General features: G+C 70.7%; 18 protein-coding genes. 9 read left to right on the top strand and 9 right to left on the bottom strand.

Annotated features, from left to right (window positions below):
• The first annotated feature begins 282 nt into the window (after nucleotides 1-282).
• The 5 genes from AOM45_RS47640 to AOM45_RS47620 all read left to right on the top strand — a co-directional run bounded on the left by AOM45_RS47640 (nucleotide 283) and on the right by AOM45_RS47620 (nucleotide 4,177).
• Complete coding sequence (locus tag AOM45_RS47640) at nucleotides 283-1,188, top strand: universal stress protein (protein ID WP_051784782.1); 906 nt, start codon at nucleotides 283-285, stop codon at nucleotides 1,186-1,188.
• 78 nt (nucleotides 1,189-1,266) lie between these two features.
• Nucleotides 1,267-1,827, top strand: coding sequence for a CBS domain-containing protein (locus AOM45_RS47635; protein ID WP_030473789.1), 561 nt, complete (start codon nucleotides 1,267-1,269; stop codon nucleotides 1,825-1,827).
• Between the two features lie 72 nt (nucleotides 1,828-1,899).
• A complete protein-coding gene (locus AOM45_RS47630; protein ID WP_030473790.1) occupies nucleotides 1,900-2,337 on the top strand; it encodes a universal stress protein in 438 nt (145 codons plus the stop codon).
• Entirely contained in the window at nucleotides 2,334-2,792 is a 459-nt protein-coding gene (locus tag AOM45_RS47625; protein ID WP_063757215.1) for an OsmC family protein, read from the top strand. Before AOM45_RS47630 ends, AOM45_RS47625 begins: the two co-directional genes overlap by 4 nt.
• Nucleotides 2,792-4,177 carry a DUF4389 domain-containing protein gene (locus tag AOM45_RS47620; RefSeq protein WP_051784783.1) on the top strand — a complete coding sequence of 462 codons (1,386 nt, stop codon included), beginning with the start codon at nucleotides 2,792-2,794 and terminating at the stop codon, nucleotides 4,175-4,177. Before AOM45_RS47625 ends, AOM45_RS47620 begins: the two co-directional genes overlap by 1 nt.
• Nucleotides 4,178-4,265: 88 nt before the next feature.
• Here the strand turns inward: AOM45_RS47620 and AOM45_RS47615 are convergent, their stop codons facing one another.
• From AOM45_RS47615 to AOM45_RS47595, 5 genes are all read right to left on the bottom strand, one after another.
• Entirely contained in the window at nucleotides 4,266-5,003 is a 738-nt protein-coding gene (locus AOM45_RS47615; protein WP_081902822.1) for a calcium-binding protein, read from the bottom strand.
• 47 nt (nucleotides 5,004-5,050) lie between these two features.
• Nucleotides 5,051-5,983, bottom strand: a complete 933-nt coding sequence (locus tag AOM45_RS47610) for a DUF2157 domain-containing protein (protein ID WP_063757216.1) — start codon at nucleotides 5,981-5,983, stop codon at nucleotides 5,051-5,053.
• Between the two features lie 269 nt (nucleotides 5,984-6,252).
• Nucleotides 6,253-6,906: a LiaF transmembrane domain-containing protein gene (locus AOM45_RS47605; RefSeq protein WP_030473795.1), complete on the bottom strand. Its 654-nt coding sequence runs from the start codon at nucleotides 6,904-6,906 to the stop codon at nucleotides 6,253-6,255.
• The gene (locus tag AOM45_RS47600; RefSeq protein WP_030473796.1) at nucleotides 6,903-7,157 is read right to left on the bottom strand and encodes a DUF4342 domain-containing protein; all 255 of its coding nucleotides are present in this window, start codon (nucleotides 7,155-7,157) and stop codon (nucleotides 6,903-6,905) included. The genes AOM45_RS47605 and AOM45_RS47600 overlap by 4 nt, the downstream gene beginning before the upstream one ends.
• A gap of 98 nt (nucleotides 7,158-7,255) precedes the next feature.
• The gene (locus AOM45_RS47595) at nucleotides 7,256-8,407 is read right to left on the bottom strand and encodes a site-2 protease family protein (RefSeq protein WP_030473797.1); all 1,152 of its coding nucleotides are present in this window, start codon (nucleotides 8,405-8,407) and stop codon (nucleotides 7,256-7,258) included.
• A gap of 163 nt (nucleotides 8,408-8,570) precedes the next feature.
• Between AOM45_RS47595 and AOM45_RS47590 the strand changes: the two genes are divergently transcribed.
• Both AOM45_RS47590 and AOM45_RS47585 read left to right on the top strand, forming a co-directional pair.
• Complete coding sequence (locus AOM45_RS47590; protein ID WP_030473798.1) at nucleotides 8,571-8,822, top strand: hypothetical protein; 252 nt, start codon at nucleotides 8,571-8,573, stop codon at nucleotides 8,820-8,822.
• A 1-nt stretch (nucleotide 8,823) separates the two neighbouring features.
• A complete protein-coding gene (locus AOM45_RS47585; protein WP_030473799.1) occupies nucleotides 8,824-9,006 on the top strand; it encodes a hypothetical protein in 183 nt (60 codons plus the stop codon).
• A 34-nt stretch (nucleotides 9,007-9,040) separates the two neighbouring features.
• Here the strand turns inward: AOM45_RS47585 and AOM45_RS47580 are convergent, their stop codons facing one another.
• Nucleotides 9,041-9,841, bottom strand: a complete 801-nt coding sequence (locus tag AOM45_RS47580; RefSeq protein WP_035913950.1) for a 2-oxo acid dehydrogenase subunit E2 — start codon at nucleotides 9,839-9,841, stop codon at nucleotides 9,041-9,043.
• Complete coding sequence (locus AOM45_RS47575) at nucleotides 9,838-10,893, bottom strand: acyltransferase family protein (RefSeq protein ID WP_030473801.1); 1,056 nt, start codon at nucleotides 10,891-10,893, stop codon at nucleotides 9,838-9,840. Before AOM45_RS47575 ends, AOM45_RS47580 begins: the two co-directional genes overlap by 4 nt.
• A gap of 12 nt (nucleotides 10,894-10,905) precedes the next feature.
• On the opposite strand from AOM45_RS47575, the gene AOM45_RS47570 reads away from it, so the two are divergent.
• Both AOM45_RS47570 and AOM45_RS47565 read left to right on the top strand, forming a co-directional pair.
• A complete protein-coding gene (locus tag AOM45_RS47570) occupies nucleotides 10,906-11,604 on the top strand; it encodes a CPBP family glutamic-type intramembrane protease (RefSeq protein WP_030473802.1) in 699 nt (232 codons plus the stop codon).
• Nucleotides 11,605-11,698: 94 nt separating this feature from the next.
• On the top strand, nucleotides 11,699-13,009 hold the full coding sequence (locus AOM45_RS47565) for a wax ester/triacylglycerol synthase family O-acyltransferase (protein ID WP_030473803.1): 1,311 nt from the start codon (nucleotides 11,699-11,701) through the stop codon (nucleotides 13,007-13,009).
• Here AOM45_RS47565 and AOM45_RS47560 read toward each other — a convergent pair.
• Nucleotides 12,966-14,063 (bottom strand): ABC transporter permease, encoded by a 1,098-nt coding sequence (locus AOM45_RS47560; protein WP_030473804.1) that lies wholly within the window; start codon nucleotides 14,061-14,063, stop codon nucleotides 12,966-12,968. The two genes, AOM45_RS47565 and AOM45_RS47560, sit on opposite strands and share 44 nt — an antisense overlap.
• Nucleotides 14,060-15,229: an ABC transporter permease gene (locus AOM45_RS47555; RefSeq protein WP_030473805.1), complete on the bottom strand. Its 1,170-nt coding sequence runs from the start codon at nucleotides 15,227-15,229 to the stop codon at nucleotides 14,060-14,062. The genes AOM45_RS47560 and AOM45_RS47555 overlap by 4 nt, the downstream gene beginning before the upstream one ends.
• Between the last annotated feature and the right edge of the window lie 2 nt (nucleotides 15,230-15,231).

Here is a 15,231-nt window from a genome sequence, read left to right as displayed (position 1 = left end):
TGCCGGTGATGCGTCTCGTGCCACCACACCACGATGATCGTGGCCGCGACGGTGAGAGCAGCCCACAGCAGCAGCATCAGAACGGCCGCCGCGAACCCTTCCAAGCCGGCTGAGTTGCCGTTGTACCAGTGCATCGAACGCTCCCCGGGGCCGTGACTGCGGTTGACGGCGACGGTTCGAGACTCGCGGCCCGGTGCAGGTGCGGAGCAGGGGCGAAAGGCCTGGGTGGGGTGGGCACGTCCGCCCTGCCCAGGCCGCGCCGCGGAGCGAATCGTGAGTCGCATGCGAGGAACTTCCCGTGGTGACAGGCCGAAATCTCCTTCCGCGCCGATCGTGGTGGGCGTCGACGGCTCCGCTTCCGCGCTCGGCGCGGTCAGCTGGGCCGCGGCCGAATGCGCCCGGCACCACGTGCCGCTGCGGCTGGTGCACGGCTTCATGCTGCCCACCAGCGACTACCCGGAAATCCTGGTGACCAGCGCCGAGGTGCGGCACGCGATCGAGCAGCAGGTTCGCGACTGGCTGACCGAGGCGACGGCGGCTGCCCGTGCGACCGCCCCGGACGTTGAGGTCACGACGGAGATCCTGTGCTGCGGCGCGGCGGGTCTGCTCATCGAGGAGTCGAGGAAGGCCCGGCTCGTGGTGGCCGGTTCGCGGGGGCTCGGCACCGTCACCGGACTGCTCGTCGGTTCCACGGCGGTGGCGTTGGCGGCGCACGCGCACAGCCCGGTGGTCGTGGTGCGCGGGACGGAGACACCGCACGGTCCGGTCGTCGTCGGCGTGGACGGTTCACCGACGAGCGAGGCGGCGCTGGCGTTCGCGTTCGACGAGGCCTCGGTCCGCGGTGCGGTGCTGGTCGCGGTGATGACCTCGCAGGACTTCACCGTCGACAGCGCGTACAACGTCTCGCGCATGGCCGTCGACTGGGCACAGGTGGAGGAGGACGAACGCAGGCTGCTCGCGCAGCGGCTGGCCGGGTGGCAGGAGAAGTACCCGGACGTGGACGTGCAGCGCGTGGTGCTGCGGGACCGGCCGGCGCGGGCGCTGCTGCGGTACGCGGCCCAGGCGCAGCTGCTGGTCGTGGGCAGCCGCGGCCACGGCGGGTTCACGGGCATGCTGATCGGCTCGACGAGCCAGGCGCTCGTGCACCACGCACCGTGTCCTTTGGCGATCGTCCGCCCGGTGAGGTGACGGCAGGGACCTACGTCACCGCCACGTGGTGGCCAACCGCACTGCCCGGGCCAACCCCGGCGATCGAAGCTGAGCGGTATGAACGCTGCAGATGTGATGACCAGCCCGGTGGTCGTGGTCAGCCCGGCCACCACGGTCCGCGAGGCGAGTGCCGTGCTGGGCGACCGCGGGTTCTCGGCCCTGCCCGTGGTGGACGAAGAAGGTGGCCTGGTGGGCATCGTGTCCGGCGCCGACCTGCTGATGGCGGGTATGACGCCGGAAACCGCGAACAGTCCGGTGGCGCGGGTGATGCGCAAGTCCGTGATCAGCGCGCCGATGTCGGCGACACCGGAGGAGCTGGCCACGACCATGTTGTCGCAGAGGCTGCGGTGCCTTCCGATCGTGTCGGACGGGCAACTGCTCGTAGGGGTGGTGAGCCGCAGTGACCTGCTGCGCATCCTGACCCCGGCCGACGCGGTGGTCGCGGCGCGGGTCGACGCGGCGTTGCGGTCGTACAGCGGCAGTCCACGGTGGACGGTGGCGGTGCACGACGGCGAGGTCAGCGTGTCCGGACCGTTCGCGGACGTGGCCGAGCGCAAGGTGGTCGAGGCTCTCGTGCGCACGGTGCCCGGCGTGCGCGGGACGCAGGTCGCGTCCTGAGGACGAAGGTCCCGTGCGGGGCGGGCCCCGGGCCACTGACCGGCACGCGTGCCTCCCGCGACGCTGAAGTACATGAGCGATGACGAACCTCGGCCGATCGTGGTCGGCGTCGACGGGTCGGCGGCCGGTGCGGCGGCACTTCGCTGGGCCGCCGAGGAAGCACGTCAGCACGACTGCCCGATCGACGCCGTCTCCGTGTGGCACATGGACTACGGCGTGATGATGTCGCCCGGGCCTGCCGTCTCCGGGCTGGACCCGGCGAGCATCGAGGCGGCGAACCGGTCCGTGCTCGACGCGGCGACGGCGGACCTCGACGACGTGGTCGTGCGGCGGATCCTCATCGAGGGCGACGTGAAGAAGCTGCTCGTCGAGATGTCCCGGGGCGCGCGAATGCTCGTCGTGGGCAACCGGGGGCACAGCGCGGCGGTCGAACTGCTCCTGGGTTCGGTGAGCGCCTACTGCGTGCACCACGCCGTCTGCCCCGTCGTCGTGATCAAGGAGTCGTCATGAGCCCGGGACTGCACCGCCTCACCGTCGAGCACGTCCGCGGCGACGAGTTCGTCGTGCGGCTCCGTGCTCACGAACTGCACACCGACCAACCGGACAGCGACCGCGGGCCGTCGCCGATCGAGCTGTTCGTGGTGTCGCTCGCGACGTGCGTCGCCCACTACTCCGGGGCGTACCTGCGCCGGCACGAGCTCTCGGACGCCGGGCACGTCGTGCACGCCGAGTACGAGATGGCGACCGACCGGCCGGCCCGCGTGGCCGAGATCCGCGTCACCGTTCAAGTCAAGACTTCGCTGACGCCGCAACAGAAAGCAGCGTTGCAGGCGGTCGCGGACCACTGCACCGTCCACAACACGCTCCGGCAGCCGCCGGCGGTCGAGATCCGGGTCGACTCGGGTGACGAGGGGGATCCCGCCGAACGAGCACCTGCCGGGCGAGGAAACGCAGGGAGGCAATGATGACCACTGCTGCCGCCGGTTATCCGGTGCACGTGCACGCGCGGCTCGACCCCGGCCTGAGCCGGTGGTTGTGGCTGGTGAAGTGGTTCCTCGCGATTCCGCACTACCTGGTGCTCGCGTTCCTGTGGCTGGGGTTCGCGGTGTTCAGCGTGGTCGCGTTCTTCGCGATCCTGTTCACCGGTCGCTATCCGCGCGCGTTGTTCGACTTCAACGTCGGCGTGCTGCGCTGGTCGTGGCGCGTCGCCTACTACACCTACGGCGCGCTGGCGACCGACCGCTACCCGCCGTTCAGCCTCGGCGCCGAGCCGGACTACCCGGCGACGCTCGACATCGCCTACCCGGAACACCTGTCCCGCGGGCTGGTCCTGGTGAAGTGGTGGCTGCTCGCCATTCCGCACTACCTGATCGTCGGGTTCTTCGTCGGCGGTGGCACGTACGTCACCTACCAGGCGGGTGAGACGATCCGCAACACCGGCGGCGGCCTGATCAGCCTGCTGGTCGTCTTCGCGGGCGTGGCACTGCTCTTCACCGGCAAGTATCCGAAGAGCCTGTTCGACTTCGTGCTCGGCATGGACCGCTGGGCGCTGCGCGTGGCCGCCTACGCCGGACTGATGACGGACGCCTATCCACCGTTCCGGTTCGACTCCGGCGGCGACGAACCGGGCACGACGACGATCGACCAGGCGCCACCCGCTCCCGCACCCGGACATCCCGGCTGGACGCCGGGGCGCGTGATCTCGGTGGTGATCGGGGCACTGCTGCTGATCACCGGTGCCGCGATCGGCGGCACGGGCGGGTTCGGGCTCTGGGCCGACTCGACGCAACGCGACGCGGCCGGGTTCCTCAGCACCCGCGCGGAGTCGTTCCACGGCACGGGTTACGCACTGGAGTTCGGCACGGTGGAACTGCGGTGGACGGACGCGGACTGGGGACTCGCGGACAGCTGGCTCGGCGAGGTCCGGGTGAAGGCGGACAACGACGTGTTCATCGGCATCGCCAGGACGGACGACGTCACGCGTTATCTGTCCGATGTGGAGCACGACGAGGTGACCATGGCCCAGTCGCGGGTGAGCTACGTGCACCGCGGCGGCGGCATGCCCGCTGACCCCGCCGCGCAGACGTTCTGGGCGGCCTCCGGTACCGGCGAGGTGACCTGGCGGGCCGACCAGGGCAACTGGACCGCTGTCGTGCTGAACTCCGACGGCTCGCGAGTCGTCGACACCCGTCTCGCGGCACAGGCCGAAGTGCCCGCGCTGCGGCCGGTGTCGATCGGCCTGATCGTCGGTGGCGGCGTGCTGGCGGTGCTGGGACTGGTCCTGATGCTGGTGGCCGCGCTCACCGCCAGTCAGTCCCGGCGCGACGACACGACGCCCTCGGTGACGTAGTCGCCGGCGGATCCGTCCGGATGTGGCCGTGGTCGTGGAGTGACGCGAACACGGCCACACAGGCGTGGCACGAGGCGGAGTCCACCTCTCAGAAGATGATCTCGCAGTTGGACAGCGACTCGAAGCGCGAGTCGCAGCGATCTGCCTGACCGGCTCCACCGTCCCCGACGTCCAGCCCGGACGGGTCGGTGAGCGTGTCGTTGCCCGCGTCACCGTTGAGGACGTCGTTCCCGGCGCCGCCGTCGAGGTCGTCGACGCCCGCACCGCCGTTGAGACGGTCGTTGCCGTTGCCGCCGTTCATCCGGTCCGCGCCGTTCTGACCGTTGAGGGTGTCGGCGCCGTCGCCACCGTTGACGGAGTCGGCACCTGCACCGGCGTTGACGGTGTCGTCGCCCGGACCGCCCTCGATGATGTCTGCGGCCGCACCGCCGTTGAGGATGTCGTTGCCGGCTGCACCGTCGAGGCGGTCCGGACCTTCGCCACCGAGAAGCGTGTCGTTGCCCGCTTCACCGTTGAGGGTGTCGGCCCCCGCCTCTCCGCTGGCCCAGTCGTTTCCGTTGCCACCGAAGAACTCGTCGGCACCGGCCCCCAGGCATGCCGTGTCGTTTCCGTTGAGACCGAACACGACGTCGTCGCCGCCGAGGGTCACGAACACGTCCGGACCGTTGGTGCCGAACAACACGTCGTCACCGTTCGTCCCGACCTGCGTCGCGGCCAGGCCGTTGCAGGTGGGCGGCGGCTGCGCGGAGGCGGTGCCGATCGGCCAGAGCACCAAGCCCGCGGTCGCGAGGAGAGCGGGCACCACTGATCTTCGCCAGTTGTCCATGCCAGCAGTCTCTTGCGGTGCGGGTTGGTCTCCCAAGTGGCCAAATCTCAGCGCGTGCGGCGCATCCACGTGCTGCCCAGGCTGGTGGCGAGCAACACCGCACCGGCCACGAGGAGCAGCACGCCCCCGCCCACGGCGCCATCGGTGAGGTCCCACACCACTTCCGGCACGACGATCGTCGTGGCCACCACGCCCGCCACGAGCAGAACCGTCGAACGCACCCCGAAGTAGGTGGCGAAGCAGACGAGCGCGAGGCAGGCGGTGAGCGCGTAGGCCACCGGCGCATGGCCGCCCAACGGTTGCTGCGCACCGAAGAGGGCTGTGGCGGCACCGACGGCGAGCGCGAGCTGGGTGGGCCGCAGAACGTCCACAACGGACAGGAACATGCCGATGACGCCGAGTGCGAACAACGCCGCGGCGCCGGGAAGCACGCTGTCGGGCACCAGCTCGGTGACCCACGCGAGAACCGCGCCGATCGCCGCCGCTGCCAACGTCAAGTAGGCCAGTGCGGTGGTGACCAGGACGTACGCGGCGGCCGCCACGACCAGACCCGTCGTCGCCCCCACCACGACCTCGTGTGAACTCACCGCCGTGCCGGCGGTGAACGCGGCCGTCACGGCGGCGAGCGAGAAGAGCGTGCTCACCACACGCCGCCTGCGGTGCGAGACCGTCCGCACCGCAGACAGTCCGCCCGCCACGACGAGAGCGGCGACGATCAGCGCCGCGGTGGCCCCGCCGAGCACCGCGACCTTCGCCGGCCTGGTCAGGTCCTCCCAGGAGACTCCGAGCACCAGTGCGGCACCTCCGAGCACCAGCCCGCCGCCGAGGTACGCGGCGATCTCGGCGATGCGATCGGCGAGACGCGACGGTGCGCGGGTGTCCTCGAGCGCCGCGATCACCGTGCTTTCCTGTTCAGCCGACAGCACTCCGCGCGTCGTCAGCTCGTGCAGCGTCTCCTTCTGCCGCGCGGTCAGCGCCATGGTCACCACCCTCTCGATGCCAGATCTCCCGTGCGGTCAACACGACCGGGACGGCGAACAACGCCCCCCGGCACCACACCGGTCGCGACTGCGACGATGACGGTCAACGGGTGCAGCCGCAAGCACTCTCCGCGGTACTCGACGCCGGCGGAGTCAGGACACCGCAGGCAACAGTCAGGCGGCCACCGTTGCCGCGCCCGCCAGCAGACGTGCACGAGCGCCGGCAGCACCAGTGCGGCGATTCCGCCCGGCTCCACCGGCGCGGTCGGTCATGGTTTCGGTTGGTTCGCGACCACGACGGCACCGAACAGCGCCGTGCCGTTCACGGTCAGCACCGGCGCGTCATCGGGGAGTTCGCGCTCGTCGTTGCTCGTCTTGTCGTCGATGCCGCCCATGAACGGCAGCCCGCCGACCGAGACGCGCCAGCCCTCGGGCACGAGGACGTCGACTCCGCCGAAGAGCGCGAACGCGTCGATGTCCGCGTCCTTGTCGATGTGCGCCTCCCGGAGGTCGAGCGTGGCGCCTCCGAAGATGGCCGACACGTCGGCGTGCCGCAGGTGCTTCGACCGCTCCTTCGTGCTGGCACCGCCGAACATCGCGATGGGCGTACGAGTCCCGTGGTGCCGCCGCAGGCCGATGAGCACCGCGACCCCCACCCCGGCGAGCAGCGTGGGCACCAGGAGGTCCCCGCTCGTCCAGTCGAGGGTGCCCGCGAGCAGCACGAGGCCGAGCACGACGATCACGACCGGCCCGAGCGACACCCGCCGTTCCGCGATCATGGCGACGAGGCCGAGCACGACCACCGCGGCCGGCCACCAGTCCGCGATGACCGGACCGGAGTCGAGCACGCCGACGGCGTCGAGGATGCCGAACACGCCGAGCGCGAGCAGCACCAGCCCGATCCACAGCCGCACGGGTTTCACGGCTGCTCTCCCTGGCGTTCGACCTCGATGGTCCAGTCGCTCGCGAGCGCGGCGATGGCACCGACGGCCGTGACGACGGGCGCGGCGATCGCGGCCACCACACCCGCGGTGACCGGGACCTCCATCACCGTGTGTCCCTTGTCGTTCTTGATGATCAGCCGCCGGAAGTTGCCCTCGTGGATGAGCTGCTTGGCCCTCTCCACGAGTGCGTCGCCACGCAGGCGGGTCTCGGGCTTCTGTTCGATGGACATGGTTGGTCTCCCTTCCACCACAACGGTCTCCCTGCGTGAGGCCGCAGGGCAGTGACCTTCGGTCACGTGTGCGGGGCCGTCGGCCACTGCCGCGGACCTCAGGACGTCACCCCGTGACGGGTGAGCGGCGCGCTGCGGGAAAGTTCCAGCGCCCAGGCCACGTCCTCGGGTCCGATGACGCCCACGAGGTGCTCGTCGCGCAGGACGAGCACGAGATCCCGCCCTTGTCTGAGCGGCGCCTTGCCGAGGACGTCGAGCAGCTTTTCGTCCGGGGACGTGACGGTCTCCACGGAGGGAGCGCGGCACACGTCACTGATCCTGGTGTTGAGCGGGTCGGGCACGCGGACGAGCTCCGCGAGGCCGACGGACCCCACGACGGCACCGTCGAACGACACCACCGGGAACACGAGCCGGTGCGGGCCGGTGGCGAGGCCGGCCAGGAACGTCCCCACGGTCCACCAGCCCGGCGCGATCGGAGGGTCCGGGATCATGACGTCACGCACGCGCACGCCGCCGAGCCGGTGCTTCATCTCGTTCGCGGACTGTTCCGCGGCGCTGCTCACGACCAGGTACGCACCGAGCAGCACCAGCCACAGTCCGGACAGCGCGCCGGCGAAGACCTGCATGAGCCCGAACGCGACCAGCGCCAGGCCGAACGCCCGGCCCGCCAAGGCCGCCGTCTTCGTGCCGCGATGTTCGTCGCCCGTGCGCCACCACACGGCTGCGGCGAGCACGCGGCCGCCGTCCAGCGGTGCGGCGGGCACCAGGTTGAACACGGCCAGCACGCCGTTGGTGATGGCCAGCCACAGCAGAGGAGAGCTGATGAGCGCGGGTGCGCCCCACGACGCGAGCCCGGTGCCGGCGGCGCCCGCGAGGACCGCGACGACCACACTCGTGGCAGGACCCGCCACGGCGATCAGGAACGCGGCTCTCGGGCTGCGCGGCGAGGACGACAGCCGCGACACGCCACCGAGCAGCCACAGGTCGATGCGGTCGACGCCGACGCCGAACCGTTGCGCGGCGAGCGCGTGTGCGAGCTCGTGAGCCAGCAACGACAGCATGAACGCGAGTGCGGACAGCACGCCCGCGATCCAGTAGACGACCGTGGCGTGGCCCGGTGCCGCCTGCGGAAGCACGGACATCGCGACGACCTGCGCGATCACGATGACCGCCACGAGCGTCGACCAGTGAGCGCCGACCACGATGCCACGCACCCGCCCGAGCGGAATCGAAGGCAGTCCGGTGTTCATGGGACCAGCGTCCCGACCCGGCCGGGGCCGGGAGCAGAGACCGAGGTCTGTCCCGTCCGCGGCAATGGTCCCGGACTCGTGGTCACCTTGTGTTCTGCATCACGTCCGCGGTGAAGAGCAGGCTCACCTCAGTTGCCGGAAACGCGGAGGAAAGGGGAGCGACATGACGACCAACGGCTACACGGCGAGGCACCGGGCGATGCTGCAGGCGATCGCGGACGGACGTGGCGAGCTGGTGTGCGGGCGCACCCCGAGCCTGAGCGTCGATGGTCTGTGGTGTGACTTCACCGCCACGGTCGAGCTGTTCACGGGCGGGTTGTTCCGTCCTGTGAGTGAAGCGGCGTTCGGCAGTCCGTCGCCGGCTGTCCTGACCGCGTCCGGTTTCCAGGTGCTGCGCTCGTTGGCAGTGGCGTGACATGACCAGACGAACGCGGATCGTCATCGCCGCGGTCGCCGCCACCACCGTTGTCCTGGATCTCGTCGTCGTGCTGGTCAGGTTGCGCGGCGACCGAACGGAACCGGCGGCGCCGACCTCCACGCCGACCTCCCCGAGCGGCGAGACCACGAACCTGCGCGTGCACTTCCACCGCGCCGGGTGATCCGGGCACGGTCGTCGCAGTGCAGAGCTGACGGTCACACCGGTTCGAAGGCGCGGGGGTCGGCGCAGTACTCCCGCGCCGCCGCCGCGAACCGCACCGCCTGTGACCCGTCGACGTAGCGGTGGTCGAAGGTCGCCGTGACCCCCAGCACCGGCCGGGCCACCACTTCGCCGTCGACGACCACCGGCCGCTGTTCCACCGCGCCCACCAGCACCAGGACCGGCATCCGGTAGTACGCCGCCAGCGGCGAGAACGCCCGCCGCACACCCCACATCCCCACCGAGGTCACCATGGCCCCGCCGAAGGCCTGGCGCGGCATGCCGAGCGCTTTCAGGTCGAGGTTGAGCGCCGTGGTGAGCCACGCCCCGCACCTCATCACCGGGCGCAACAGCCAGATCGGCAGCCATCCGAGCAACGCCTTGCTCCTGCCGAACTCCGGATCGGCGCCCGAGACGATCGCGGCGTGCCTGCGGGTCAGCTCGTCGGCGACGTCGACCGCGGACTTGTGCTCGACGTCGGTGATCTTCACGCCGCTGAGCTCCTTGCCGTTCTCGACAGAGGTGATGAAGAAGACGTCGGCGGTCTCGCGCTCGTACTCCCGCCCGAACGCCACGCGCACCCGCAGTTCGGGTACCTGCACGAGTCCGTGGGCCACCGCGCGCCCGATGAGATGCGTGATCGTCACACGCGTACCACTCGTCTCACGGACGTGGTCGACGTAGGCGAGCAACGCGGTCGCGTCGAGGTCAAGCTCGCCGTAGAACTGGGGGTCCGACGGGGCACGCCAGGCCGCCCAGGCGAGTTTGCGCCAGGTGGGGATGGTTCGTGAGCTCACGTGCGCCTCCTCAGTCCGAAAAGGACGATCACGGGCAGGGTGAACAGCAGCGGCACCACCACGGCGAGCGGACGCTGCAGCCACCAGATGAGGTCAGGAGCGCGGTCGTCGGAGATCTGACCGCCGAGCAGGAGGAACCCGGACACCCTGGCGAGCGCCATCCCCGTGCTGTGGAAGAGGAACAGCGGCAGCGCGATCGAGCTGACCACCGCCACCACCCGTCGCGCGACCGTGCCGTCCAGGACACGCTCGACGAGTGGACGGGTCACCACCGCGAAACCGATCTGGAACACCAGCAACGCCACGATCACGAACGTCGGCGGGCCGATGTTGGACAGCCGGTCGCCGGGCACCCCGACCATCGATCCCGGGTACAGCCCGGAGAACACCAGCCCGGCGAGGCCGAACAGGCCGCAGAAGAACAACGCCCATCCCGTGCGCCGGGTCAGCCGGTGGTGGAAGAAACCGGCCTGGTGGGCGAGCCACCACACGACGAGCATGTTCACCCAGCCGATCCACGGCAGGTCGTAGCGGAACCGCAGCACGTCGACGACCATCGCGATCCCGCCGAGCCAGACGGGCACGAGCACGTCGAACCGGCGGTGCAGCCACGAGCTCACCGGCACGAGCGCGATGAGCACGACGTAGACCCCGAGGAACCACAGCGGACTCACGACCAGCAGCACCACACCGCGGATCCAGGAAAGCCCGAAGATCGCCCAGGACACCGCTCCGAGCACCACCCAGGTGAGCACGAGCAACAACGCTGGAACGAGCAGGTGGCGGACGTGACGCCACACGTAGTGGCCGACACCCTGCTTGCGGTCACGAGCCCACGAGCTGCTGTGCACGCAGCCGCCGACGTAGAAGAACATCGGCAGGACCTGGAGCAGCCACGTGAGAATCCACACTCCGGACCAGAAACCGAGCGGACTGGTGGGGACCGGACCCGTCGGTGTCCAGCGCAGAATCGTGAAAGCCCAGTGCCACAGGACGACCACGACGAGGCTCGTCGCCCGCAGCCAGTCCAGGTACTCGTCGCGCGGGCGCATACTGGAGTCATCATGAGTCGTCGCGCCGCGGCGCTGACCGCCGCTGTCCTGTTGCTCGTCCTGGCCACCACGCTCGCGAACCGCGTCCTGCCCGGATGGGCCTATCCGCTGTGCGGCCTCGTCACCGCGGGCGCGCTCGTCGGACTCGCCCGCTGGTCGGGTCTGCGTGCCGCGGCGATCGGGCTGGATCGTGCACACCTGCGCCGGGCCGGTCTCTTCGGCCTGGCGGGCCTCGGCGTGATCGCGCTCGGCTTCGGCATCGCTCTCGTGGTCCCGGCACTGAGGTCGTTCTTCCACGACGGGCGGATGCCCGACCTCGCCGTGAGTTCCGTGCTGTGGGTGGCGCTGATCCGCATCCCGCTGGGCACCGTGCTGCTGGAGGAGATCGCGTTCCGCGGCGTGCTGCCCGCGCTGCTCGGCGGTGGCGACCGCTGGCGCTGGGGGCCGGTGCTCGGGGCGTCGGCGCTCTTCGGGCTGTGGCACGTGCTTCCCTCACTGGCGTTGACGCACAACGCCGCGGTGAGCGCGGTGTTCGGCAGTGCGTCGTTGGTCCTCGTCTCGTCGGTCGCCGTGCTGGCCGCCGCGGTCGCCGGTGTCGTGCTGCTGTGGTGGCGGCACACCGGCCGTGGTGTGCTCGCTCCCGCACTGGTGCATCTCGCGACGAACTCCGGCGGCGTGCTCGTCGCCTGGTACGTCCTGTCCTCAGCGTGATCGAGCACTGCCCGCGCGGGCAGGGCCGAAGGGCTCGCGAGCGGTGGGACGCAGGGCCGTGGGCGGCGGAACCCGTTGGTGCTGCACTGGGGGAATGGACCAGCTCAGCCCGTTGGACGCTGCCTTCCTCGAGGTGGAGGACGCCGATCCGCACGCCTCGCTGGCGATCGCCTCGGTGGCGGTGGTCGAGGGACCGGTGCCGAGCCACGCCGAGTTCCTCGCGCTGATGCGGGCGAAGTTGCCGGTGCTGCCCCGTGCCCGGCAGAAGCTCGTGCGCACACCGTTGGACCTGAGCACACCGGCTTGGCAGGATGATCCGTCGTTCGACCTCACCTATCACGTGCGACGCACCGCCTTGCCCGCACCGGGTGGCGACGCGGAGCTGTGCGCCCTGGTCGCCCGGATCATGGGGCAGCGGCTCGACCGCGACCGGCCGCTGTGGGAGTACTGGGTCGTGGAGGGCCTCGCCGAGGGGCGGTGGGCCGTCCTGGCCAAGGTGCACCACTGCATGGCGGACGGCGTGAGCGGCACGATGATGTACGACGTCATGTACGGCGACGCGCCCGCACCGGAGCCTCCTGGCGAAGATCCGTCCACGAGCCTGTTCTCTCTGCTGTCCAACGTCGTTCGCGCACCGCTGGCGCTGGCCGGCGGCGTGTTGTCGCTCGCGCTGTCGTTGCTGCCGGTGCGCCCGTCGTCACTCTTCGGGCAGATCGGCTCGCCTCGCCTCTACCGGGTGGTCCGAGCCTCGTTGCCCGAGGCGAAGGAGATCGCCCGCACGTTCGGGGTGACGGTGAACGACGTGGTGCTGGCCGCGGTCACGCAGGCGTACCGGGCGCTTCTGCTGGAACGCGGCGAACGGCCGTCCCCGCACAGCATCCGGACGATGGTGCCGGTGTCGGTCCGCGGTGATCGGCGGCTGGACAACCAGATCAGTCTCCGGCTCGCGTTCCTGCCGGTCGACGCCGGGACCGCGGTGGAGGCGCTTTCGCTGGTGCACGAGCGCTTCGCCGACGCCAAGCGAGGGCACCAGGCCGAGACGGGGAACGCTCTCGTCCAGCTCGCGAGGCACGAGCCGTTCGCGCCGCTCGCGTGGAGCGTCCGGCTCGGGGCCATGATGCCCCAGCGCAGCATCGTCACCGTGACCACGAACGTGCCGGGCCCGCGCAAGCCGTTGCGGGTGCTGGGCCGGCGGATCGTGGAGATCCTGCCGTACGTTCCGATCGCGATTCGGATCAGGACGGGCATCGCGGTGCTGTCCTACACCGACAGGGTGGCGATCGGCATCACCGCCGATCGCGCCAGCACCTCCGACGTGGACGTGCTGGCCGAGGCGCTGCACAAGGCGTTCGCTGAACTGCTCACCGCGTCACGGCGCGACGCAGCGTCCACGCACCAAGGCTGAACAGGACGGCCGCGAACCCCACCAGCACGGCCAGGTGCGGTGCGACGGTGAACAGGTCCCCGCCGCGCCTGGTGAGTGTGGAGAAGCCGTCGTTGGCCCAGCCGTGCGGCGTCGCGAACGCCACTTTCCGCAGCACGGGACTGAAGAACTCGAGCGGCACCATGCACCCGCCGAACGCGGCGAGGCTCAGCCCCAGCAGGATGCCGGCACCCGTCGTCTGCTGCTGAGTGCGGCAGACCGCCCCGAGCAGCAGTCCGGCGCCGCCCGAGACGAGCGCGAAGGCGCACAGCAGCGCGGCAGCACCGAACGGATCACCCCAGCGCACGCCGAACAGCAACGCCGACCCGACGAGCACGATCAGACCTTGCAGCAGGGCGATCGCGACCCGGCCCAGTGCCTCGCCGGCCACGATCACCCGTGCGGACGTCGGTGTGGCGAGCATGCGGCGGGTGACGCCGAGCCGGCGGGTCTCCACGAGGTAGGCGGCTGTGGTGAGCGCGTTGAGGAACGTGAACACGATCAGCTGGTTCGACGCACCGAGGTCGAACCCGGAGTAGCCCTCCGGGAACAGCACCCGGCCGGCGGTGCTCACCCGCACCTCGACCGGCGCCACTCGCACCGAGTCCACGACGGACAGAGCGGTGGTGCGGTCCAGCCCGGTGTGCGCGGAGACGAACTCGCCCGCCGCGATCCGGTTGGCCTCACGGGTGAGCGAGGTGGTCACGAGCATCCGGAGCTGCTGCCCCGTCCGGTCGGCGCGGACGAGGAGGCGAGGGGTGTCGCCGTTCGTCCGCACGAGTCCGGCGCTGATCTCGCCGTGCTCCACCGCCGTGCGCAGGGCTGACTCGTCCGGGAAGTTCCGCACCTGCACCGCGGGTTCGGCACTCAGTGCGCCGGCGTCGCCCACCACACCGACCACCGGTGTCGTCGCGCCACCGAACGCCGCGCCGATGACGAACACCAGCATCAGCGGCAGCGCGACGAGGAAGAACAACCCGGTGCGGTCGCGCAGCGCGCGGTGCACGTTGATCCAGCCGATCGAGAGGACCTTCACGGTCGCACCACCTTCCGGAACAGCAGCAGCGCGATCGCCCCCGTCACCGCCGCGAACGCGGTCATGGCCGCCACCGACGGGAGGACCGCGGCGACACCTCCGCCCGCGAGATCCGCGAGCCCGCGCAGGAACCACCGGTGCGGCGCCAGCAGGCTGAGCTTTTCCAGCACGCCACCCGCCTGCGTCACCGGGAAGAACGCGCCGCCGAGCGCACCGAGCACGATCGCGACGATCGCCTGCCAGCCGCCCGCCTGTTCCGACGTCTTCGCGATGGCGGCGACCACCGCCATCGCTCCGGTCGCGGCCAGCACACCGGACAGGACCAGCGCGGCGACGCCGGCGGGATGGCCCCACCGCGCGCCCATCAGCAGGGAGCTCGCCACCACGAGGACCGTCATGCTCACCACGCCGACGACGACGCTGGTCAGCAGTTTGCCGGTGAGGATCGACGAGCGGCGCACGGGTGCGGCCAGCAGCCGCGCGAGCGTGCCGTTGCGGCGTTCGTCGAGCAGTCCGGTCACTCCCGGCTGCACCGCGAAGAACAGGAAGAACACCGCCATGCCCGCCGCGTACTGGGTCTTCGCGTCGAGCTGTCTGCGGCCGGTGGTGTCCTCGTCGACCACGGCTTGCGGGAGCACTGCGGCCGCGGCGGCGGCGAGTTCGGCGGGCGGTGTCGACACTCCTGAGTGGACGGTCGCGGCGACAGCGGTGCGGACCGCGCCGAGCCGGTCGGTGTAGGCCTGGGCCAGCGACCGCGCGACGTCGGTACCGGTCGGCGCGTCGACGTTGCCGACGACCTCGATCCGCGCGGCGCGCCCCGCCTGCACGTCCTCGGTCAGCCCGGCGGGCAGCAGGAACGCGGCGGTGGCCGTGCCGTCGTCCACCAGCGTTCTGGCCTCCTGCTCGGACGAGACGGTGCGCAGCGCGATCGCACCGGAGGCCGCAGCCTTCCGCAGCACGTCGTCGGTGAACGCACGGGCGACCACACCGCGGTCGGCGTCCGCGACGGCGTAGGTGAAGAGCTGGCTGTCGCCGCTGATGTTGCCGAGGATCAACGTGAACACGCCGGCGAGCCCGAGGGGCAGGACGATCGCGAGCACGTAGGCCGTGCGGTCACGGGCCCGCTCACGCAGGTCGCGTGCCGCGATCAGCAGTGCGTGGCGCATGG

Source organism: Lentzea aerocolonigenes (assembly GCF_000974445.1).
GTDB lineage: Bacteria > Actinomycetota > Actinomycetes > Mycobacteriales > Pseudonocardiaceae > Lentzea > Lentzea aerocolonigenes.
Note: the sequence above shows the minus strand (reverse complement) of the source record. Positions and strands in the feature narration are given on the sequence as shown.